At 59.9% G+C, this 20,509-nt stretch carries 19 protein-coding genes, 4 tRNA genes and 1 riboswitch; of the genes, 18 read left to right on the top strand and 5 right to left on the bottom strand.

The features are described from left to right. Positions 1-262 precede the first annotated feature (262 nt). The 7 genes from ACZ0AZ_RS01915 (at position 263) to astE (ending at position 8,160) form a co-directional block, all read left to right on the top strand. Positions 263-1,483: an aspartate aminotransferase family protein gene (locus ACZ0AZ_RS01915; RefSeq protein WP_039757957.1), complete on the top strand. Its 1,221-nt coding sequence runs from the start codon at positions 263-265 to the stop codon at positions 1,481-1,483. Between the two features lie 236 nt (positions 1,484-1,719). After that, complete coding sequence (gene aruF, locus ACZ0AZ_RS01910; RefSeq protein ID WP_024014015.1) at positions 1,720-2,739, top strand: arginine/ornithine succinyltransferase subunit alpha; 1,020 nt, start codon at positions 1,720-1,722, stop codon at positions 2,737-2,739. 51 nt (positions 2,740-2,790) lie between these two features. After that, positions 2,791-3,816: an arginine N-succinyltransferase gene (gene astA, locus ACZ0AZ_RS01905; protein ID WP_024014014.1), complete on the top strand. Its 1,026-nt coding sequence runs from the start codon at positions 2,791-2,793 to the stop codon at positions 3,814-3,816. Continuing rightward, a complete protein-coding gene (gene astD, locus ACZ0AZ_RS01900) occupies positions 3,813-5,282 on the top strand; it encodes a succinylglutamate-semialdehyde dehydrogenase (RefSeq protein ID WP_463538821.1) in 1,470 nt (489 codons plus the stop codon). Before astA ends, astD begins: the two co-directional genes overlap by 4 nt. A gap of 163 nt (positions 5,283-5,445) precedes the next feature. Beyond that, a complete protein-coding gene (astB, locus tag ACZ0AZ_RS01895) occupies positions 5,446-6,792 on the top strand; it encodes an N-succinylarginine dihydrolase (protein WP_463538612.1) in 1,347 nt (448 codons plus the stop codon). Between the two features lie 57 nt (positions 6,793-6,849). Next, on the top strand, positions 6,850-7,140 hold the full coding sequence (locus ACZ0AZ_RS01890; protein WP_016773591.1) for a hypothetical protein: 291 nt from the start codon (positions 6,850-6,852) through the stop codon (positions 7,138-7,140). 12 nt (positions 7,141-7,152) lie between these two features. After that, positions 7,153-8,160 carry a succinylglutamate desuccinylase gene (gene astE, locus ACZ0AZ_RS01885; RefSeq protein ID WP_463538611.1) on the top strand — a complete coding sequence of 336 codons (1,008 nt, stop codon included), beginning with the start codon at positions 7,153-7,155 and terminating at the stop codon, positions 8,158-8,160. Positions 8,161-8,321: 161 nt separating this feature from the next. On the opposite strand, the gene ACZ0AZ_RS01880 is transcribed toward astE, so the two are convergent. Then, the gene (locus ACZ0AZ_RS01880) at positions 8,322-8,831 is read right to left on the bottom strand and encodes a 6,7-dimethyl-8-ribityllumazine synthase (protein ID WP_039757946.1); all 510 of its coding nucleotides are present in this window, start codon (positions 8,829-8,831) and stop codon (positions 8,322-8,324) included. Positions 8,832-8,934: 103 nt separating this feature from the next. After that, a riboswitch (FMN riboswitch) is annotated at positions 8,935-9,107 on the bottom strand. Between the two features lie 280 nt (positions 9,108-9,387). Here ACZ0AZ_RS01880 and ltaE point away from each other — a divergent pair. The 7 genes from ltaE (at position 9,388) to ACZ0AZ_RS01845 (ending at position 15,348) form a co-directional block, all read left to right on the top strand. Next, positions 9,388-10,392 carry a low-specificity L-threonine aldolase gene (ltaE, locus tag ACZ0AZ_RS01875; RefSeq protein ID WP_463538610.1) on the top strand — a complete coding sequence of 335 codons (1,005 nt, stop codon included), beginning with the start codon at positions 9,388-9,390 and terminating at the stop codon, positions 10,390-10,392. Between the two features lie 146 nt (positions 10,393-10,538). Beyond that, positions 10,539-13,154 (top strand): alanine--tRNA ligase, encoded by a 2,616-nt coding sequence (gene alaS / locus ACZ0AZ_RS01870; protein ID WP_039757942.1) that lies wholly within the window; start codon positions 10,539-10,541, stop codon positions 13,152-13,154. A 90-nt stretch (positions 13,155-13,244) separates the two neighbouring features. Continuing rightward, on the top strand, positions 13,245-14,486 hold the full coding sequence (locus tag ACZ0AZ_RS01865; RefSeq protein WP_016773595.1) for an aspartate kinase: 1,242 nt from the start codon (positions 13,245-13,247) through the stop codon (positions 14,484-14,486). 187 nt (positions 14,487-14,673) lie between these two features. Then, positions 14,674-14,862 carry a carbon storage regulator CsrA gene (csrA, locus tag ACZ0AZ_RS01860; protein WP_002554426.1) on the top strand — a complete coding sequence of 63 codons (189 nt, stop codon included), beginning with the start codon at positions 14,674-14,676 and terminating at the stop codon, positions 14,860-14,862. Between the two features lie 62 nt (positions 14,863-14,924). Continuing rightward, positions 14,925-15,015 (top strand) — tRNA-Ser (locus ACZ0AZ_RS01855). Positions 15,016-15,122: 107 nt separating this feature from the next. Further along, positions 15,123-15,199 (top strand) — tRNA-Arg (locus tag ACZ0AZ_RS01850). Between the two features lie 72 nt (positions 15,200-15,271). Further along, a tRNA-Arg gene (locus tag ACZ0AZ_RS01845) sits at positions 15,272-15,348 on the top strand. 19 nt (positions 15,349-15,367) lie between these two features. On the opposite strand, the gene ACZ0AZ_RS01840 is transcribed toward ACZ0AZ_RS01845, so the two are convergent. Continuing rightward, the gene (locus tag ACZ0AZ_RS01840; RefSeq protein WP_129997436.1) at positions 15,368-15,880 is read right to left on the bottom strand and encodes a cell envelope protein SmpA; all 513 of its coding nucleotides are present in this window, start codon (positions 15,878-15,880) and stop codon (positions 15,368-15,370) included. Between the two features lie 321 nt (positions 15,881-16,201). On the opposite strand from ACZ0AZ_RS01840, the gene mgtE reads away from it, so the two are divergent. Further along, the gene (gene mgtE, locus ACZ0AZ_RS01835) at positions 16,202-17,644 is read left to right on the top strand and encodes a magnesium transporter (RefSeq protein WP_016773597.1); all 1,443 of its coding nucleotides are present in this window, start codon (positions 16,202-16,204) and stop codon (positions 17,642-17,644) included. 117 nt (positions 17,645-17,761) lie between these two features. On the opposite strand, the gene ACZ0AZ_RS01830 is transcribed toward mgtE, so the two are convergent. Beyond that, a complete protein-coding gene (locus tag ACZ0AZ_RS01830) occupies positions 17,762-18,088 on the bottom strand; it encodes an Arc family DNA-binding protein (protein WP_003178899.1) in 327 nt (108 codons plus the stop codon). Positions 18,089-18,476: 388 nt separating this feature from the next. On the opposite strand from ACZ0AZ_RS01830, the gene phnN reads away from it, so the two are divergent. Beyond that, entirely contained in the window at positions 18,477-19,046 is a 570-nt protein-coding gene (phnN, locus tag ACZ0AZ_RS01825) for a phosphonate metabolism protein/1,5-bisphosphokinase (PRPP-forming) PhnN (RefSeq protein WP_463538609.1), read from the top strand. Here the strand turns inward: phnN and ACZ0AZ_RS01820 are convergent. Together ACZ0AZ_RS01820 and ACZ0AZ_RS01815 are read right to left on the bottom strand one after the other, a co-directional pair. Next, on the bottom strand, positions 19,021-19,200 hold the full coding sequence (locus tag ACZ0AZ_RS01820) for a PA3371 family protein (RefSeq protein WP_016773599.1): 180 nt from the start codon (positions 19,198-19,200) through the stop codon (positions 19,021-19,023). The genes phnN and ACZ0AZ_RS01820 overlap by 26 nt on opposite strands. Before the next feature lie 20 nt (positions 19,201-19,220). Then, positions 19,221-19,454 carry a hypothetical protein gene (locus ACZ0AZ_RS01815; protein WP_039757892.1) on the bottom strand — a complete coding sequence of 78 codons (234 nt, stop codon included), beginning with the start codon at positions 19,452-19,454 and terminating at the stop codon, positions 19,221-19,223. Positions 19,455-19,753: 299 nt separating this feature from the next. On the opposite strand from ACZ0AZ_RS01815, the gene ACZ0AZ_RS01810 reads away from it, so the two are divergent. Both ACZ0AZ_RS01810 and ACZ0AZ_RS01805 read left to right on the top strand, forming a co-directional pair. Next, positions 19,754-19,830: transfer RNA gene (locus ACZ0AZ_RS01810), tRNA-Arg, on the top strand. 136 nt (positions 19,831-19,966) lie between these two features. Beyond that, positions 19,967-20,506 (top strand): hypothetical protein, encoded by a 540-nt coding sequence (locus tag ACZ0AZ_RS01805; RefSeq protein ID WP_129997702.1) that lies wholly within the window; start codon positions 19,967-19,969, stop codon positions 20,504-20,506. Positions 20,507-20,509: the final 3 nt, after the last annotated feature.

Raw genomic sequence — 20,509 nt, 5'->3', positions numbered from 1 at the left:
AACAAGCGCCCACCGTGCGGTACATATTTATGTCTCTGCGGCGAGGCTGACTTGGTATTCTGCGCGGCCTGCCGCAAATCGGCCGCGCCCGGTAAACTGCGCCTTTGCGACGCTATATGTCGCATTGCCGTAAACCCGGGAAAATCCGGGGTTTGCGCTATAAGAAGTTGTCGCTTGGCGACAAGGCCGGGCACCAAACTGTCCTTACAATCCCCCCATCGCTCGCCAGTTCCAGGCGAGTGTTCCTCTTCAGGAGACTCCGATGTCCGTTGAGCACGCTGCGGTACAACGCGCCGATTTCGACCAGGTAATGGTTCCCAACTACGCGCCTGCCGCTTTCATTCCGGTGCGTGGCGCCGGTTCCCGGGTCTGGGATCAGGCCGGCCGCGAGCTGATCGACTTCGCCGGCGGGATTGCCGTCAACGTCCTGGGCCACGCGCATCCGGCGCTGGTCGGTGCGTTGACCGAACAGGCGAACAAGCTGTGGCACGTGTCCAACGTGTTCACCAACGAACCGGCGCTGCGCCTGGCGCACAAGCTGATCGACGCCACGTTTGCCGAGCGCGTGTTCTTCTGCAACTCCGGCGCCGAAGCCAACGAGGCCGCATTCAAGCTGGCCCGTCGCGTCGCATTCGACCGTTTCGGCACTGAGAAATACGAAATCATCGCCGCACTGAACAGCTTCCACGGCCGTACCCTGTTCACCGTCAACGTCGGTGGCCAGTCGAAGTATTCCGACGGTTTCGGCCCGAAGATCACCGGCATTACCCACGTTCCGTACAACGATCTGGCCGCGCTGAAAGCCGCGGTGTCCGAGAAGACCTGCGCGGTCGTGCTCGAGCCGATCCAGGGTGAGGGCGGCGTGCTGCCGGCCGAGTTGGCCTACCTGCAAGGTGCCCGCGAGCTGTGCGACGCCAACAACGCATTGCTGGTGTTCGACGAAGTGCAGACCGGCATGGGCCGCAGCGGCAAGCTGTTCGCCTACCAGCATTACGGCGTGACCCCGGACATCCTCACCAGCGCCAAGAGCCTGGGCGGCGGTTTCCCGATCGCGGCGATGATGACCACCGAAGCGCTGGCCAAACATCTGGTCGTCGGCACCCACGGCACCACTTACGGCGGCAACCCGCTGGCCTGCGCCGTCGCCGAAGCGGTGATCGACGTGGTCAACACCCCTGAAGTGCTGAACGGTGTGAACGCCAAGCACGACAAGTTCAAGACCCGCCTGCAACAGATCGGCGAGCAGTACGGCCTGTTCACCCAGGTGCGTGGTCTCGGTCTGCTGATCGGTTGCGTGCTGAGCGAAGCCTGGAAAGGCAAGGCCAAGGACATCTTCAACGCCGCCGAGCAGGAAGGCCTGATGATTCTCCAGGCCGGCCCGGACGTGATCCGTTTCGCCCCGAGCCTGGTGGTGGAAGACGCCGATATCGATGCCGGTCTGGACCGCTTCGAACGCGCCGCAGCGAAGTTGACGCAAGCCTGATGGACCTTTCGGCGCCTGGGGGTTTTCGGGCGCCGAACCCAATTTTTGATACCGGACAGATTCGACTGTAGGAGTGAGCCCTGTGGTGAGGGGATTTATCCCCGTTGGGGCGCGAAGCACCCCCAGAAAAGGGGCCGCTACGCAGCCCAACGGGGATAAATCCCCTCGCCACACAGGCTCACTCCTACAAGGTCCGGTGTTTTTTTCTGTGAATATTGAGAGAAAGGAGTGACACCATGCTGGTGATGCGCCCCGCGCAAATGGCTGATCTGGGCGAGGTACAGCGTCTGGCTGCGGACAGCCCGATTGGTGTCACTTCCTTGCCGGATGACGTGGAACGTCTGAGCGACAAGATCGCCGCGAGCGAAGCGTCGTTTGCCGCCGAAGTGAGCTTCAACGGTGAAGAGAGTTACTTCTTCGTCCTTGAAGACTCGAGCACCGGCAAGCTGGTCGGCTGCTCGGCCATCGTCGCGTCCGCCGGTTACTCGGAGCCGTTCTACAGCTTCCGCAACGAGACCTTCGTCCACGCCTCGCGCGAACTGAAGATCCACAACAAGATCCACGTGCTCTCACAGTGCCACGACCTGACCGGCAACAGCTTGCTGACCAGTTTCTACGTGCAGCGCGAACTGGTCGGATCGCCCTGGGCCGAGCTCAATTCCCGCGGTCGTCTATTGTTCGTCGCCAGCCACCCGGAGCGTTTTGCCGATTCGGTGGTGACCGAGATCGTCGGTTACAGCGACGAGAATGGCGACTCGCCGTTCTGGGATGCGATCGGGCGTAACTTCTTCGACCTCAACTACGCCGAGGCCGAGCGTCTGTGCGGGCTGAAAAGCCGCACCTTCCTCGCCGAGCTGATGCCGCATTACCCGATCTACGTGCCGTTGCTGCCGGACTCCGCCCAAGAGGCGATGGGCCAGGTGCATCCACGGGCGCAGATCACCTTCGACATCCTGATGCGCGAAGGCTTCGAGACTGATCACTACATCGACATCTTCGACGGTGGCCCGACCTTGCATGCACGGGTTTCCGGGATCCGTTCGATCGCCCAGAGCCGCGTGGTGCCGGTGAAGATCGGCGAGCCGGTCAAAGGCGCCGGACGCCAGTACCTGGTAGCCAACGCGCAGTTGCAGGATTACCGCGCGGTGTTGCTCGAGCTGGACTACGCGCCGGGCAAACCGGTGACGCTGGATATGGAAGCAGCCGAAGCCCTGGGCGTCGGTGAAGGTGCCAGCGTGCGCCTGGTGGCGGTTTAACGCCTTAGCGAGTTTCACGGGTGGCGCGAGCGGCCCGTTTGAGGAGATAGCATGATTGTTCGTCCCGTACGCAGCAGCGATTTATCCGCGCTGATCGACCTGGCCCGCAGCACCGGCACCGGCCTGACTACCTTGCCGGCCAACGAAGAGCGCCTGACCCACCGGGTCGGCTGGGCCGAGAAGACCTTTCGCGGCGAAGCCGGGCGCGGTGATGCCGACTATCTGTTCGTGCTCGAAGACGATGACGGCCGTGTGGTGGGCATTTCCGCCATCGCCGGTGCGGTCGGCCTGCGTGAGCCCTGGTACAACTTCCGCGTCGGTCTGACCGTCAGCGCTTCGCAAGAGCTGAATATCTATCGCGAAATTCCGACGCTGTTTCTGGCCAACGACCTGACCGGCAATTCCGAGTTGTGCTCGCTGTTCCTGCACGCCGATTACCGCAACGGCCTCAACGGCCGGATGCTGTCCAAGGCGCGCATGCTGTTCATCGCTGAGTTCCCGGAGCTGTTCGGTAACAAGATCATCGCCGAAATGCGTGGCGTGTCCGATGACGCCGGGCGCTCGCCGTTCTGGGAAAGCCTCGGCCGCCATTTCTTCAAGATGGAATTCAGCCAGGCCGATTACCTGACCGGCGTCGGCAACAAGGCATTCATCGCCGAACTGATGCCGAAATTCCCGCTGTACACCTGCTTCCTCTCGCCGGACGCGCGCAACGTCATCGGCCAGGTGCACCCGGACACCGAACCGGCGTTGGCCATGCTCAAGAGCGAAGGCTTCAGCTATCAGGGTTACGTCGACATCTTCGACGCCGGCCCGGCCATCGAATGCGAAACCAGCAAGATCCGCGCGGTGCGTGACAGCGAAGCGCTGGTGCTGGCCGTCGGCACGCCGGGCGATGACGCCACGCCGTTCATCATCCACAACCGCAAACGCGAGGATTGCCGCATCACGGCTGCACCAGCGCGCCTGGCTGCGGGCACCCTGGTGGTCGATCCGCAGACCGCGAAACGTCTTCAACTCAGCGCCGGCGATCAGGTTCGCGCCGTGGCGTTGTCCGCTGCACGGGAGTCGAAATAATGAATTCGCTATACATCGCAGGTGAGTGGCTGGCCGGTCAGGGCGAAGCCTTTCAATCTTTGAACCCGGTGACCCAGCAAGTGCTGTGGGCGGGCGAGGGCGCCACTGCCGCGCAGGTCGAATCGGCGGTGCAGGCTGCTCGTCAGGCGTTTCCTCAGTGGGCACGTCGCACCCTCGAGGAGCGCATCAGCGTCCTCGAAGCTTTTGCTGCTGCGTTGAAAAACCACGCTGACGAACTGGCTCGCACCATCGGCGAAGAAACCGGCAAACCACTGTGGGAAGCCGCGACTGAGGTGACCAGCATGGTCAACAAGATCGCGATTTCGGTGCAGAGCTACCGTGAGCGGACCGGCGAGAAGAGCGGCCCATTGGGCGACGCCACCGCCGTATTGCGCCACAAGCCGCACGGCGTGGTCGCGGTGTTCGGCCCTTACAACTTCCCGGGTCACCTGCCTAACGGTCATATCGTCCCGGCGCTGCTGGCCGGTAACACGGTGCTGTTCAAGCCCAGTGAACTGACGCCGAAAGTCGCCGAGCTGACGGTCAAGTGCTGGATCGAAGCCGGTCTGCCGGCGGGCGTTTTGAACCTGCTGCAGGGCGCCCGCGAAACCGGTATTGCTCTGGCGGCGAACCCGGGTATCGACGGTCTGTTCTTCACCGGCTCCAGCCGCACCGGCAATCATCTGCATCAGCAGTTCGCCGGGCGTCCGGACAAGATTCTTGCCTTGGAAATGGGCGGCAACAACCCGCTGGTGGTCGATCAGGTCGCCGATCTGGACGCGGCGGTGTACACGATCATTCAGTCGGCGTTCATCTCTGCCGGCCAGCGCTGCACCTGTGCCCGCCGTCTGCTGGTGCCACAAGGTGCGTGGGGCGACAGCCTGCTCAAGCGTCTGGTGGAGGTCAGTTCGACCATTGAAGTCGGTGCGTTCGATCAGCAACCGGCACCGTTCATGGGCTCGGTGATTTCCCTTGGCGCGGCGAAGGCGCTGATGGATGCGCAGGAACGACTGCTGACCAACGGCGCGGTGGCGCTGCTGGAAATGACTCAGCCACAGGCGCAATCGGCCTTGCTGACTCCGGGCATTGTCGATGTGACGGCCGTGGCCGAGCGTCCGGACGAAGAACTGTTCGGGCCGTTGCTGCAAGTCATTCGCTACGTCGATTTCGAAGCCGCCATCGTCGAAGCCAACAACACCGCCTATGGTCTGGCCGCCGGCCTGCTGTCGGATTCCGAAGCGCGTTATCAGCAGTTCTGGCTGGAAAGCCGCGCTGGCATCGTCAACTGGAACAAGCAACTGACCGGCGCCGCGAGCAGCGCGCCGTTCGGCGGTGTCGGGGCGTCGGGCAACCATCGCGCCAGCGCCTACTACGCCGCGGATTACTGCGCGTACCCGGTGGCGTCGCTGGAAACCCCGAGCCTGGTGTTGCCTGCCGCCCTGACACCCGGCGTGAAAATGGCGTGATGCCTATTCGCGAGCAGGCTCGCTCCCACAGGTTCAGTGGTGTTCACACATTTTGTGTCCAACCTAAATCCTGTGGGAGCGAGCCTGCTCGCGAAGGCCGCGCCTCGGTCGCAAAGAATAGTTACTGAAGCCTATAACAACAGATTCTCGTGGAGCCTCGCTGATGAAATCCTATGAAGTCAATTTTGACGGTCTAGTGGGGCCGACCCATAACTACGGTGGTCTGTCCTACGGCAACGTCGCCTCGCAAAGCAACAGTCAGCAATCCTCGAATCCGAAGGAAGCGGCGCTGCAAGGTCTGGCCAAGATGAAAGCGCTGATGGACATGGGCTTTCAGCAAGGCGTGCTCGCTCCGCAAGAACGTCCCGACGTGGCCGCGCTGCGTCGTCTGGGCTTCAGCGGCACTGACGCACAAGTGATCGAGCGCGCCGCCAAAGAGGCGATGCCGCTGCTGGTTGCCAGTTGCTCGGCCTCAAGCATGTGGGTAGCCAATGCCGCGACGGTCAGCCCGAGCGCCGATACCGCTGACGGCCGCGTGCACTTCACCGCCGCCAACCTCAATTGCAAATACCACCGCAGCATCGAGCACCCGACCACCAGCCGCGTGCTCGGTGCGATGTTCGCCAATCAACAGCACTTCGCCCATCACGCCGCTTTGCCGGCAGTGGCGCAGTTCGGTGATGAAGGCGCGGCCAACCACACGCGTTTCTGCCGTGAGTACGGTGAAGCCGGCGTCGAGTTTTTCGTATTCGGCCGCAGCGCCTTCGACAATCGTTTCCCGGCACCGCAGAAATACCCGGCGCGCCAGACCCTCGAAGCCTCGCAAGCCGTCGCGCGTCTGCACGGTCTGCGTGACGAACGCGTGGTCTACGCCCAGCAAAACCCCAATGTCATCGATCAGGGTGTGTTCCACAACGACGTGATCGCCGTGGGCAATGGGGAGGTGCTGTTCTATCACGAGGACGCGTTCCTCGAGACCGACAAGATGCTCGCCGAACTGCAAGGCAAACTGGCCAAGGTCGGCGGCAACTTCCAGTCGGTGTGTGTGCCGCGTTCGGCGGTCAGCGTCGATGATGCGGTGCGTTCCTACCTGTTCAACAGCCAGTTGCTGTCGCGTGCCGATGGTTCGATGCTGCTGATCGTGCCGCAGGAATGCCAGGCCAACGAACGCGTCTGGGCTTATCTGCAAAGCCTGACCAGCTCGGGTGGCATGATCCGCGAAGTGAAGGTCTTCGATCTCAAGCAGAGCATGCAGAACGGCGGTGGCCCGGCGTGCCTGCGTCTGCGTGTGGCGCTGAATGAAACCGAACTGGCGGCGGTCAACCCAGGGGTTATCATGACGGCCCCGTTGTACGGTTCGTTGACCGCATGGGTTGAAAAGCACTACCGCGACCGCCTGAGCGAAACCGACCTGGCGGACCCGCAGTTGCTGCTTGAATGCCGGACGGCACTGGATGAACTGACGCAAATCCTTAAACTGGGCGCGGTTTATCCCTTCCAGATCAATTGATCGCCGGCGCGCTGCCTGAACGTGGCGCGCGGCGTGTCACCCCAAGAGAGTAAAAACATGAGCGATTCCCTGCAGCTGATCCTTGAAGACACCGACGGCACGCAATTGCAAACCTCGTGCACCCGCGTTGCGGTCATGTGGCAAGGCAAAGAGCTGTGGATCCAGCAGGACGGCCGTGGCCAGCTGCTGATCGGCGTCGACGTCGAGGAAGGTGACGAAGAGTACGCCAACCTGCTGCTGCGCCCATTGGCGACTAATCTGGTAAGTCTGCAACTGGAAATGGAACCGGCTGACCTCGGCGCTGACGAGGATCACGTACACGGCCCGGATTGCAACCACGACCATTAAGGAAATCGCTCTATGCTCGCCCTCGGCAAACTGCTTGAACTGACCCTCGCCGGCCGCGAACCGGCGGAGAAGACTCAACTGACTGTCGAAGGCGTGCGCATGCGCTGGTTGAGCGAAGGGGCGCTGGAAGTGCGGCCCCCGGAAGCGCGCGACAATGGCCTGGACCTGCTGCTGTCGGCAGGCATCCACGGTAATGAAACCGCACCGATCGAGTTGCTCGATCGGCTGCTGCACGACATCGCACGCGGCGATCTCAAGCCGCGCGCACGCATTCTGTTCCTGTTCGGCAATCCGGAAGCGATTCGCAAAGGTGAGCGTTTCGTCGAGCAGGACGTCAATCGGCTGTTCAACGGCCGCCACGAACAAAGCAGCGGCTCGGAAGCGTTGCGCGCCTGTGAGCTGGAACGGCTGGCGGCGAGTTTCTTCAGCAAGCCCGAGCGCCAGCGTCTGCACTACGACCTGCACACGGCGATTCGCGGTTCGAAGATCGAACAGTTCGCCTTGTACCCGTGGAAGGAAGGGCGCCAGCATTCCCGCCGCGAACTGGCACGCCTGCGCGCGGCCGGCATGGAAGCGGTGCTGTTACAGAACAAACCGTCGATCGTGTTCAGTTCGTATACCTACGACAAGCTCGACGCCGAGGCTTTTACCCTGGAACTGGGCAAGGCGCGACCGTTCGGGCAGAACGATGGCGTTAACGTTTCACTGCTGGAAACCCGCCTGAAGCAGATCATCGAAGGCACTGAGCCGGAGACAGAAGAAGGGCTGGACGGCTTGCAGTTGTTCAGCGTGGCGCGGGAAATCATCAAGCACAGCGATGCGTTCCGCCTGAATCTGCCTCAGGACATCGAGAACTTTTCCGAGCTGGAACCGGGTTATGTGCTGGCCGAAGACCTGGCCAATACCCGTTGGGTGATCGAAGAGCAGGGCGCACGAATCATCTTCCCCAACCCCAAGGTCAAGAATGGCCTACGCGCCGGCATCCTGATCGTCCCGAGCACCGGCGAAAACCTCGCCTGACGCAATCTGGCGGCTGGAGCAAATTCCTGTGGGAGCGAGCCTGCTCGCGAATGCTGACTGCCAGCCAAAAATGATGGTGGCTGACACACCGCATTCGCGAGCAGGCTCGCTCCCACATTTGAATTCGGGTGGGGCTTGAGTCCCCACCCGGCCTGGTGCAGTCAGACCGCTACAGCGCGCGGCTCGGTTCGACGCAATGCACGAATCTTCAGCAACGTATCCGCGCAAGTCCGCGCTGCTTCCTGGCCCTTGTGCACAAAGTGCTCGAAGAAGAACTTCTGATGCTCTTCGCCCGAATGGAAGTGATGCGGGGTCAGGGACACCGAGAACACCGGCACTTCGGTTTCCAGCTGCACCTGCATCAGGCCGCTGACCACCGATTGCGCAACGAACTCGTGACGGTAAATGCCGCCGTCCACCACCAGGGCGGCGGCGACGATGCCGGCGTAACGGCCGGACTTGGCCAGCAGCTTGGCGTGCAGCGGCATCTCAAAAGCGCCGCCGACTTCGAAGAAATCGATGTCCGATTCCTGATAACCCTGCACCAGCATTTCGGCGATGAAGCCTTTACGGCTCTGGTCGACGATTTCCTTGTGCCAGCAGGCCTGGATAAACGCGACGCGCTCGCCCTGTGGGTGTTTGCTTTTGCTGTCGATAGCGGTGGGTTGCATGTTCTGACTCCTGTTTGTGTGAAAAACAGGGCGTTATGAATCGAAAGGGATGCAAGGGTGCGAACGCAGGCACGAATGCACGCGGACGGCCCTTTGGCGTCGATCCCGTTCTCTCTTCATCCGGACTATGACCGTCGGCCCCGGAATCACACCGGGTCTGCTGACCTTGCCGCCGATCACCGCTCAATGCCGTGTCCGTCGCCAAGCGCTCGCGGGCTATGCGCATTGCGCGCAATTACCGCCGGTGGGGAATTGCACCCCGCCCTGAGAACGTTTTCGCCGCCCATAGGCGGACGGCGGCAAGTTTGTAACACATATTTCCCGGCCATGCACATGACACTGTGGGAGCGAGCCTGCTCGCGAACGCGGCTTCACATGCAACGAATAAATATGCTGACTGTAACTGCGCCTTCGCGAGCAGGCTCGCTCCCACAGGGATTGTGCTTTTTCCTGAGGATGGGGATTTTTCCTCGATCAAGGGTTGATTAATCTGCGCGATGACCGCAGTAATCCCACTTCATAAAGGGATTTCCCCTGCTGACCAGAGGCCAGGTTCATGAGCGTTATCGATCTTCGCAGCGACACCGTCACCCAACCGACTCCCGCCATGCTCGAGGCGATGACCGCAGCGGGCACCGGAGACGATGTGTACGGTGAAGATCCGACGGTCAATCGCCTCGAGGCCGAGCTGGCCAAACGCCTGGGCTTTGCCGCCGCTTTGTTCGTGCCGACCGGGACCATGAGCAACCTGCTTGGCCTGATGGCGCACTGCGAGCGTGGTGACGAGTACATCGTTGGTCAGCAGGCGCACACCTATAAGTACGAAGGTGGCGGGGCGGCGGTGCTTGGCTCGATCCAGCCGCAGCCGCTGGAAGTGCAGGCCGACGGTTCACTGGATCTGGATCAGGTCGCCGCCGCGATCAAACCGGACGACTTCCATTTCGCCCGCAGCCGTTTGCTGGCGCTGGAAAACACCATGCAGGGCAAAGTGCTGCCGCTTGAGTATCTGGCGCGCGCCCGACGCTTTACTCAGGAGCATGGCCTGCAATTGCACCTGGATGGCGCGCGGCTGTACAACGCGGCGGTCAAGCTCGGCGTCGATGCCCGGGAGATCACCCAGCATTTCGATTCGGTGTCGGTGTGCTTGTCCAAAGGCCTCGGCGCGCCGGTCGGCTCGGTGCTGTGCGGCTCCGAACAGTTGATCGACAAGGCGCGGCGTTTGCGCAAAATGGTCGGCGGCGGCATGCGTCAGGCCGGGTTGCTCGCGGCGGCTGGCTTGTACGCACTGGATCATCACGTCGAACGGCTGGCGGATGACCATGCCAACGCGCAGTTGCTCGCCGACGGTCTGCGTGAGGCCGGTTTCGTCGTCGAACCCGTGCAAACCAACATGGTTTATGTGCAAATGGGCGACAGAGCCCAAGCACTCAAGGCCTTTGCCGGCGAACGCGGGATCAGGCTCAGCGCCGCTGCGCGCTTGCGCATGGTTACGCACATGGACGTTAGCCGCGCGCAAATCGAGCAAGTAGTCGCGACATTCGTCGAGTTTTCACGCAAGTGACAGCGTTAGCCGTCCAATTGACCGTTTCTATCGTATAAACACGCTGTACCCCGCGCGCAGGGCCGATATAATGCGGCCCTTTGCCGTCGCTTCGTCTCACGACGTTTCGAACAGGCCTTTGGCCGCAGCCTCCGTGGAAGAACCTAATGAAAAGCGCAGAAATCCGTGAAGCCTTCCTTCGCTTCTTCGAAGAGCAAGGCCACACCCGTGTAGCCTCCAGCTCTTTGATTCCGGGCAACGACCCAACCCTGCTGTTCACCAACGCGGGGATGAACCAGTTCAAGGACTGCTTCCTGGGCCAGGAAAAACGTGCGTACACCCGTGCCACCAGCAGCCAGAAATGCGTGCGCGCCGGCGGCAAGAACAGTGACCTGGAAAACGTCGGTTATACCGCGCGTCACCACACGTTCTTCGAAATGCTCGGCAACTTCAGCTTCGGCGACTACTTCAAGCACGACGCGATCACCTTCGCCTGGACCTTCCTCACTGGCGTGCTCAAGCTGCCGAAGGAAAAGCTCTGGGTCACTGTCTACGCCACCGACGACGAAGCGTATGACATCTGGACACAGAAAATCGGTGTGCCAGCCGAGCGCATGATCCGCATCGGCGACAACAAGGGCGCACCGTACGCGTCCGACAACTTCTGGACCATGGGTGACACCGGCCCGTGCGGCCCGTGTACCGAGATTTTCTACGATCACGGCGAGCACATCTGGGGCGGCCCGCCGGGCTCGCCGGAAGAAGATGGCGACCGCTACATCGAAATCTGGAACAACGTGTTCATGCAGTTCAACCGCACCGCCGATGGCGTGTTGCATCCGTTGCCAGCGCCGTCGGTGGACACCGGCATGGGCCTGGAGCGGATCAGTGCGGTGATGCAGCACGTCAATTCCAACTACGACATCGACCTGTTCAAGAACCTGCTGAAGGCTTCGGCTGAAGCGATCGGCTGCGAAAACGGCGATCAGTCGTCGCTCAAAGTCGTCTCCGACCACATCCGTTCCTGCGGCTTCCTGATCGCCGATGGCGTGCTGCCGTCCAACGAAGGTCGCGGTTACGTGCTGCGCCGGATCATCCGTCGCGCCTGCCGTCACGGCAACAAGCTCGGCGCTACCGGCAGCTTCTTCTACAAGATTGTCGCGGCGCTGGTCGCCGAGATGGGCGAAGCCTTCCCGGAACTGCAGAAGCAGCAAAGCAATATCGAGCGCGTGCTCAAGGCTGAAGAAGAGCAGTTCTCCAAGACCCTGGAGCACGGCCTGAAAATCCTCGAGCAGGATCTGGCCGAGCTCAAAGGCACCGTGGTGCCGGGCGACGTGGTGTTCAAACTCTACGACACCTACGGTTTCCCGATGGACCTGACCGCCGACATCGCTCGCGAACGCGGCCTGACCGTCGACGAAGCCGGCTTCGAGCGCGAGATGGAAGCCCAGCGTGTGCGTGCACGTTCGGCCAGCTCGTTCGGTCTCGACTACAACACTCTGGTCAAGGTTGACGTGGCCACCGAATTCACCGGTTACGCCGCCACCAGCGGCTCGGCGAAAATCGTTGCCATCTATAAGGATGGTCAGTCGGTCGACGTGCTGAGCGAAGGTCAGGAAGGCGTGATCGTGCTCAACCAGACGCCGTTCTACGCCGAATCCGGTGGCCAGATCGGCGACTGCGGTTTCATTCAGGCCGGCAACAGCCGCTTTGATGTGCGTGACACCACCAAGACCGGCGGCGCATTCCTGCACCACGGTGTGCTGGCCTCGGGCAGCCTGACCATTGGCGCGCCGGTGGAAACCCACGTCGACGCCGAAGTGCGTCACGCCACCGCACTGAACCACTCGGCTACGCACTTGCTGCACGCCGCGCTGCGTCAGGTGCTCGGTGAGCATGTGCAGCAGAAAGGTTCGTTGGTCGACAGTCAGCGCTTGCGTTTCGACTTCAGCCACTTCGAAGCGATCAAGCCAGAACAGATCAAGCAGCTGGAAGACATCGTCAACGCCGAGATTCGCAAGAACTCCGCCGTTGAAACCGAAGAAACCGACATCGAAACCGCAAAGAACAAAGGCGCCATGGCGCTGTTCGGCGAGAAGTACGGCGACAGCGTGCGCGTGCTGAGCATGGGCGACTTCTCGGTCGAACTGTGCGGCGGGATCCACGCCAACCGTACCGGCGACATCGGCCTGCTGAAAATCATCAGCGAAGGCGGTGTGGCATCGGGCGTGCGTCGTATCGAGGCAGTCACCGGTGCTGCGGCGCTGGCCTACTTGAACGCGGCGGAAGAACAACTCAAGGAAGCGGCCAGCCTGGTCAAGGGCAGCCGCGACAACCTGATCGACAAGCTCTCGGCGGTACTGGAGCGCAACCGCCTGCTGGAGAAACAACTCGAGCAGTTGCAGGCCAAGGCTGCCAGCGCGGCGGGCGACGATCTGTCGGCCTCGGCGGTGGACGTCAAGGATGTGAAGGTGCTGGCCGCCCGTCTGGACGGTCAGGATGGCAAGGCGCTGCTGGCGCTGGTCGATCAGCTGAAAAACAAACTCGGCCGCGCAGTGATCCTGCTCGGCGGTGTCCATGAGGAAAAGGTCGTACTGGTTGCAGGCGTAACCAAGGACCTGACTGGCCAACTCAAAGCCGGTGATTTGATGAAACAGGCTGCTGCGGCAGTGGGCGGGAAGGGCGGTGGTCGTCCGGACATGGCGCAGGGCGGCGGTGTCGATGCCGCTGCGCTGGATGGCGCACTGGCGCTGACCGTTCCATTCGTCGAGCAGGCTTTATAAGACGGCTCGCCGGGCCCGCAGTCTAGTGGCGGGCCCGGCGACTGTTCGAAAGATTATTGGGCGCCCTTCATGGGCAGAGGCGGCTTTGAAATGGCTTTGATCGTACAGAAATTTGGAGGCACCTCGGTCGGCACTGTCGAGAGAATCGAGCAGGTCGCCGACAAGGTTAAGAAATTCCGCGATGCCGGCGATGACCTGGTGGTTGTGCTGTCTGCAATGAGCGGCGAAACCAACCGTCTGATCGATCTGGCCAAGCAAATCAGTGGCGAGGCACAACCGGTTCCGCGCGAGCTGGACGTGATCGTGTCCACCGGTGAGCAGGTGACGATTGCCCTGTTGGCCATGGCGTTGATCAAGCGCGGCGTGCCGGCGGTGTCGTACACCGGTAATCAGGTGCGGATCCTGACTGACAGTGCGCACAATAAAGCGCGTATCTTGCAGATTGATGACCAGAAGATTCGCGGTGATCTGAAGGCTGGCCGCGTGGTGGTTGTCGCCGGTTTCCAGGGCGTCGATGAGCACGGCAACATCACCACCCTCGGTCGCGGCGGTTCCGATACCACCGGCGTGGCACTGGCGGCGGCCTTGAAGGCGGATGAATGCCAGATCTACACCGACGTCGACGGGGTCTATACCACCGACCCGCGTGTGGTGCCGGTCGCTCAGCGTCTGGACAAGATCACCTTCGAAGAGATGCTGGAAATGGCCAGCCTCGGTTCCAAGGTACTGCAAATCCGTGCGGTGGAATTCGCCGGCAAGTACAACGTTCCGCTGCGCGTACTGCACAGCTTCAAGGAGGGTCCGGGCACCCTCATTACTATTGATGAAGAGGAAACCATGGAACAGCCGATCATTTCCGGCATCGCTTTCAACCGCGATGAAGCCAAGCTGACCATCCGTGGCGTGCCAGACACCCCGGGTGTGGCGTTCAAGATTCTCGGCCCGATCAGTGCTGCGAACATCGAAGTCGACATGATCGTGCAGAACGTCGCGCACGATAACACCACCGACTTCACCTTCACCGTGCACCGCAACGACTACCAGGCTGCACAGACCGTGCTGGAAAACACCGCTCGCGAAATCGGTGCCCGTGAGGTCGTTGGCGACACCAAGATTGCCAAGGTCTCGATCGTCGGCGTCGGCATGCGTTCCCACGCAGGCGTGGCCAGCCGCATGTTCGAATCCCTGGCGAAAGAAAGCATCAACATCCAGATGATCTCGACTTCGGAAATCAAGGTGTCCGTAGTGATCGAAGAGAAGTACCTGGAACTGGCCGTGCGCGCGCTGCACACGGCTTTCGAACTGGATGCTCCGGCCCGTCAGGGCGAGTAATCCGCTTCTGTGAAGGGCGCGGTCTGACCGCGCCCTTTATTTTTGAATGGCGCGAGCCCCGGAACTGTTCTTTTGCTCGCGCTGGTCAATACTCAGGCATGTAGGGCTACGATCGCTGCGGTTGTAGGTCGGGTGCCTTTTTTTTGCAGACTGTTGTCCCTGAAATGAATGGCGTAAGGAGAAAGGTATGCTGATTCTGACTCGTCGGTGCGCGGAAAGCCTGATTATCGGTGACGGCGAAATCACCGTGACCGTGCTCGGCGTCAAAGGAAACCAGGTGCGTATCGGCGTCAACGCTCCGAAAGAGGTTGCGGTGCACCGTGAGGAAATTTACCTGCGTATAAAGAAAGAGAAGGACGAAGAACCAAGCCATTAATTTTTATCGATTTTTATGTTTGCAAACGGGGAAGAAGCTGGTTAATATACGCCCCGTGTTGCGGAGAGCTGGCCGAGTGGCCGAAGGCGCTCCCCTGCTAAGGGAGTACACCTCAAAAGGGTGTCGGGGGTTCGAATCCCCCGTTCTCCGCCATTATTTGCTTAGTACGTCGTAATCTGGCTTCTTCTGTAAGTTGTTGAAATTACTAGAAAAAGTGTTTGACATAGAGATTAGACGGCCTATAATGCGCGGCAACAAATGCACTCGTAGCTCAGCTGGATAGAGTACTCGGCTACGAACCGAGCGGTCACAGGTTCGAATCCTGTCGAGTGCACCATTTAAGAGTTATTTGCTGTAAGGTGAGTAACTCGGTTACAGCCAGTTGTGGTCTGGTTTAAAAACACAAAATGCACTCGTAGCTCAGCTGGATAGAGTACTCGGCTACGAACCGAGCGGTCACAGGTTCGAATCCTGTCGAGTGCACCATATACCAAAAAGCCCGCGTTTAACGCGGGCTTTTTGCTGTCCGGGATTTGGCTTTTCCCTTCACACAACCCCTTTCATCAAAATCAATTTGAGCACTGCGGCCTCGCTTGAGGTCGTAACGATAGCTCGTGGTCGATGTGCGCGTGTTGATCTTGTCCGGCTTGCCCAGTGCGCTTTCGACGTCCCGCTGGCTCATGCCGGCAATCACCCGCCGGTTGATGATTGCTTCGCGCCGCTGCCTGTTATCGATCTGGTTTCCACATTTGTGTTCGGCGCCGCCGACGATGCCCGGTTCGCGGCCGCGGTCGTTCATGCCTGTCACAGCTTCGTGATTGAGCTCCGGCATGATTGCGACCCAGCCGGGAGAATAGGGATGAACCTCCTGAACCGAGAGTTGCTCACCCATTGCGCAGCTCATCGATGTGAAGGTGACGCTGCCGTCAGCGGCCTCGCAACGATGAAGCGTGGCGGCTTTGGAAGGGATGACGGGGAGCAGGGCGGTCAATAGAAAAAGCGCGGGTTTTGATGGCATTCGATGTCCTCCGTGACGATCTACGCTCAAGGGTAGTCGCTGCTTTTTGCAATGTCGGTGTGTTTTCTTTTCAAGATGAGTCGTCGCATTTGCACGGATCACGCAAGCGCTCAGGTTTGTTTCGCAAGCGCTTGTTTCAGCCGTGATTTTTTCAACGTTTTAAACCGTCGGGCGTGTATCATTGCGCCCGTCAGCCCCGCCGGGGCTTATGGAATACCTCCATGGACTTACCCAGTAGTTGTTCAGTAAACCGTTTCACCAATCATGAATTGACTGATTGATCCTTCCGGCGTGCCCCGCTGCTGGGAGTGGAGTTCGCCTATGTCCGAAATCGAAGTAAAGAAAACACAGGAAAGCCTGCAGGACCGCCTGGCTCAGGTCGTCGAGTTGCTGCAGCGCCAGCGTGTCGTTGAAGACCTGACTCATCGCCAGGAAGGTCCGCACCACGACCGCGTGGAAAACCTGGTTCACCGGCAAAATCTCGTCGAGCTGCAACGCAAGCTCGATGACCTGCACTCCGCCGACGTCGCCTACATTCTCGAAGCCTTGCCGCTGGACGATCGTCTGACGCTCTGGCAACTGGTCAAGGCCGACCGCGACGGCGACATTCTTCTCGAAGTATCCGATTCCGTCCGTGAAACGCTGATCGCCGACATGGACGATCACGAGCTCCTGGCTGCGGCCAAGGACATGGACGCCGACGAACTCGCTGACCTGGCCTCCGAGCTGCCGCGAGACGTCGTCCATGAGCTGATGGAGAGTCTGGATAACCAGCAGCGCGAACGCGTGCGCTCGGCTCTTTCCTACGACGAGGATCAGGTCGGTGCGCTGATGGACTTCGAGATGGTGACGATCCGTGAGGACGTCAGCCTTGAAGTGGTTCTGCGCTATCTGCGTCGCCTCAAAGAGCTTCCTGGTCACACCGACAAACTGTTCGTGGTCGATTACGACGGCGTGCTCAAGGGCGTGTTGCCGATCAAGCGTCTGCTGGTCAACGATCCGGAAAAACAGGTCGCCGAAGTAATGGCCAGCGATCCGGTGAGTTTCCACCCGGATGAAGACGCTTACGACGCTGCTCAGGCATTCGAGCGTTACGACTTGATCTCGGCGCCGGTGGTCGACAAGAACGGCAAACTGATCGGCCGTCTGACCATCGACGAAATGGTCGACCTGATTCGTGAGGAAAGCGAAAGCGAAGTCCTCAACATGGCCGGTCTGCGCGAAGAGGAAGACATCTTCGCCTCGGTGTGGAAATCCCTGCGTAACCGTTGGGCATGGCTGGCGGTGAACCTGATCACTGCATTTGTGGCATCGCGGGTGATCGGTCTGTTTGAGGGCTCGATCGAGAAACTGGTGGCGCTGGCGGCACTCATGCCGATCGTCGCCGGTATCGGCGGCAACTCCGGCAACCAGACCATCACCATGATCGTGCGCGCCATGGCGCTGGATCAGGTCAGCACCGGCAACACCTCGCGATTGATGCGCAAAGAGCTGGCGGTTGGTTTGATCAACGGTCTGGTCTGGGGCGGGGTAATCGGCGTGGTCGCGTACATGCTTTACGGCAGTTGGTCGCTTGGCGTAGTGATGACGGCAGCAATGACGCTCAATCTGTTACTGGCGGCATTGATGGGCGTGTTGATCCCGATGACGCTGGCCAAAATGGGCCGCGATCCGGCGATGGGCGCCAGCGTCATGATCACTGCGATGACCGACAGCGGGGGGTTCTTCATCTTCCTCGGGCTGGCGACAATCTTCCTGCTCTGATCTGTAGTGAATGAAAAGCCCGTCAAATTGACGGGCTTTTTTTGCGCCTGCGAAATCTCGAAAACCGAGGCAAAAAAAAGCCAGCAATCATGCTGGCTTCAATATGTTCGGTTTAGCTCAGGACGCGTCTGCGGCCATCTCGGCGTCGTGGGCGATCAGCGACACAAGGGCGTTCTGCTGACGGTGCGACAGCTGACGGAAGCGTTGCAACAGCTCGCGCTCGTGCAGCGACAGCTCCGGGCTGTCCAGGCGCATGCTCAGCTCTTCGCCCAGTGCGCCTTCCTGAATAAGACTCTGCTCAAGGCGCGCAATGATCTCGGAGTTCATGCTGCGATGATGATTGCGAGCCACCTCGGCAATGCGTTCACGCATTCCGTCTGGCAGACGTACGACAAACTTGTCAGCCGTACGGCTGGAATAAATTGCCTGTTTCAATGGGCGCATATATTTAACCGGTTAGTTCAGGGGAGCGGTTCTCGGGATTGGCCGCAGGATGTGTGGTAGGACAAGCATCCGGACCAATTGGTTCAACCTGAATTGTTAAGAGGCCGGCATCATGCCTCAAAATTGCCAGATCATTGGCGTCAATTCTGTGACAAATATTGAGCCGGGTAAAGGCGTAATGCCAGCACCAGTTGTCAGAAATGCGGACTGGTTGGAAAACTTTCCATTCGTCCGTATCGCTGCCCGCTTTCGAATGCACATCTGTTGATGTCCGAAGACGCCATAACGTGCATGCTATGCAGCTCGCTATTCTTGATCCCTGTCTGTACAGGATAGTGGCAATTTGCCGATTTACTAGAGGCAGAACCTGTCGGAGGGCGTTTACAGGATGGATGGCAAGCTTTTTTACCTGATGGGGCCGTCCGGTTCGGGCAAGGACAGCCTGATCGAGGCAGCGCGAGAGCCATTGCGAGCGTTGAACTGTGAAGTAATGCGCCGGGTGATTACCCGATCAGCGGAGTCCGTTGGCGAAGATGCAATTGGCGTGACACCTGAAGAGTTCGATCGGCGACAGCGCGCCGGGGCTTTTTCCTTGGCTTGGCAAGCCAACGGCCTGTCTTACGGTATTACCAAAGAAATGGATGAATGGTTGCGAAGCGGGCGGCATGTGCTGGTGAATGGTTCGAGAGCGAACCTGCGCCAGGCGATAGAGTTGTATCCGACCCTTGTGCCGATCCTGCTGACCGTCAAAGACGAGGTCCTGCGCAAGCGCTTGCTCAAGCGTGGCCGGGAAACCCCTGAGCAGATCGATGCGAGGCTGGCTCGCAACGCGTTGTTCAAAGACCGAAGATCCAGCGACAGCCCCGTTCACCAGATCGATAATTCTGCCGACCTTGCCGTCGCTGTCGCCGCGTTACTGGAATGGGTTCAACTCAACGCAGGACCGGATCGAACTTGATCTTGCGCCCGGCGATCAGCGCCAGCACAAACAGCACTGCAAATACGCCACAGCCAACCAGAGGCAAGGTGACTTCCGTCTCCTCGAACAGCGCCAGGTGGGTAACGCCACTCAGTAAAGCGAGGATGAGAAATCCTGTCGCCGATTTGGACATGTTCTACTCCTGAAGATATTTCAAAAAACCAGACGTTCGGTGGTCGGCGCCGAGGCTTGCTCAGGCTCGCTGACCATTTGCGTAGAAGCATCGCTGCGTTCACTCAACACTGCCCACTGCGGCGCTTTCTGCACCTGCAGGTAATGCGGCACGCGCTGCGCTACTGGCTGCTCAGCGTCAGCCTTGGGAAAAAAATGTGATCCGAGCAAGAAAGCCAGAGCCGCTGCGTTTGCAAGCAAGAGGGTGCTGTTCATGGCACGACGCTCCAAATTGTTCTTTTTGATAGAACAGGCATAGCAGTCGCCGTGCCAACAGTGTAACGGGTGATAAGTCCTTTAAAAACAAGGGTTTGGTAAGGTTTTTCGCGAAGCGCTGATTGCAATCTGCAATGACTGCATTTTCGCGTAGTGCAAATTGCCCGGTAAAAGTTCCCACAATCTTGCAGAGCGCCTGCCTACACTTAAAAAGCCCTACGGACGACATGACAAATCAGGGGCCGGCCGTTAACATGCATGCCGTCTGTCGCGCCGCGTAAAGCCCGCGTCAAATCAGTGTCTCAGTAGCTCAATTGGATAGAGCATCCCCCTCCTAAGGGGAAGGTTGCAGGTTCGAACCCCGCCTGGGACACCACCTCTTCAACACCGAAAAGCCCCGTCGCATCTATCCGTGCGACGGGGCTTTTTGCGTTGGTGTCAGCTGACGAGTTGTCCTGGCGATCCGCCGAATCTGTGCCTTAATTTTCCGACTCGCGGGGAGGAGAGCCATGGTGAGACGTCGGGGTGCCCAGTATTGGTTTTGGAGCAACAGCCGTTTAGCGCTGTACAGCCATGAAGAAGTCTTGAGCGACGGCTTGCAGATCGAAGTGCAGGCGCGGATCAACACACGCGGCGTGACACAGGTGTTTGTCGGGGTTTACCTGGAGGACGGGCGGGCGCTCAGTGAGGAGTTTCACGATCGTGAAACCTCGCAATCCTGCGAGGTGGCCTTGAAGTGGGGGACCCGGCGCGCACGGGAGATCTTGCTCGACTACCAGGGGTTCATTTCACCGCACCGGGTTCAGTGCGTCTTGAGTCCGGTGGTCACCGACCCATTGGCGCTGGCCCTGCGCCGGATGGACATGAGCGAAACCGAGCGGCTCAAGCTCAAGGCTGCCGACGCCTGGTCGGAATACCTGGAAGCCAAAGCGGTCGTGCTTGAGTTGATGCGCCGCACGCGCGTCGATCCTGGCCTCTGGGCCGAGAGCAAGGCGCGTTTGCAGCAGGCGATCGATCGTCGGGTCTGCGTGCAACGCGCTTATTTGTGCTGAGCG

This window comes from Pseudomonas sp. AC239 (assembly GCF_979258545.1).
The sequence above is the reverse complement of the archived record's forward strand: the minus strand, read 5'-3'. Positions and strand labels throughout refer to the sequence as shown.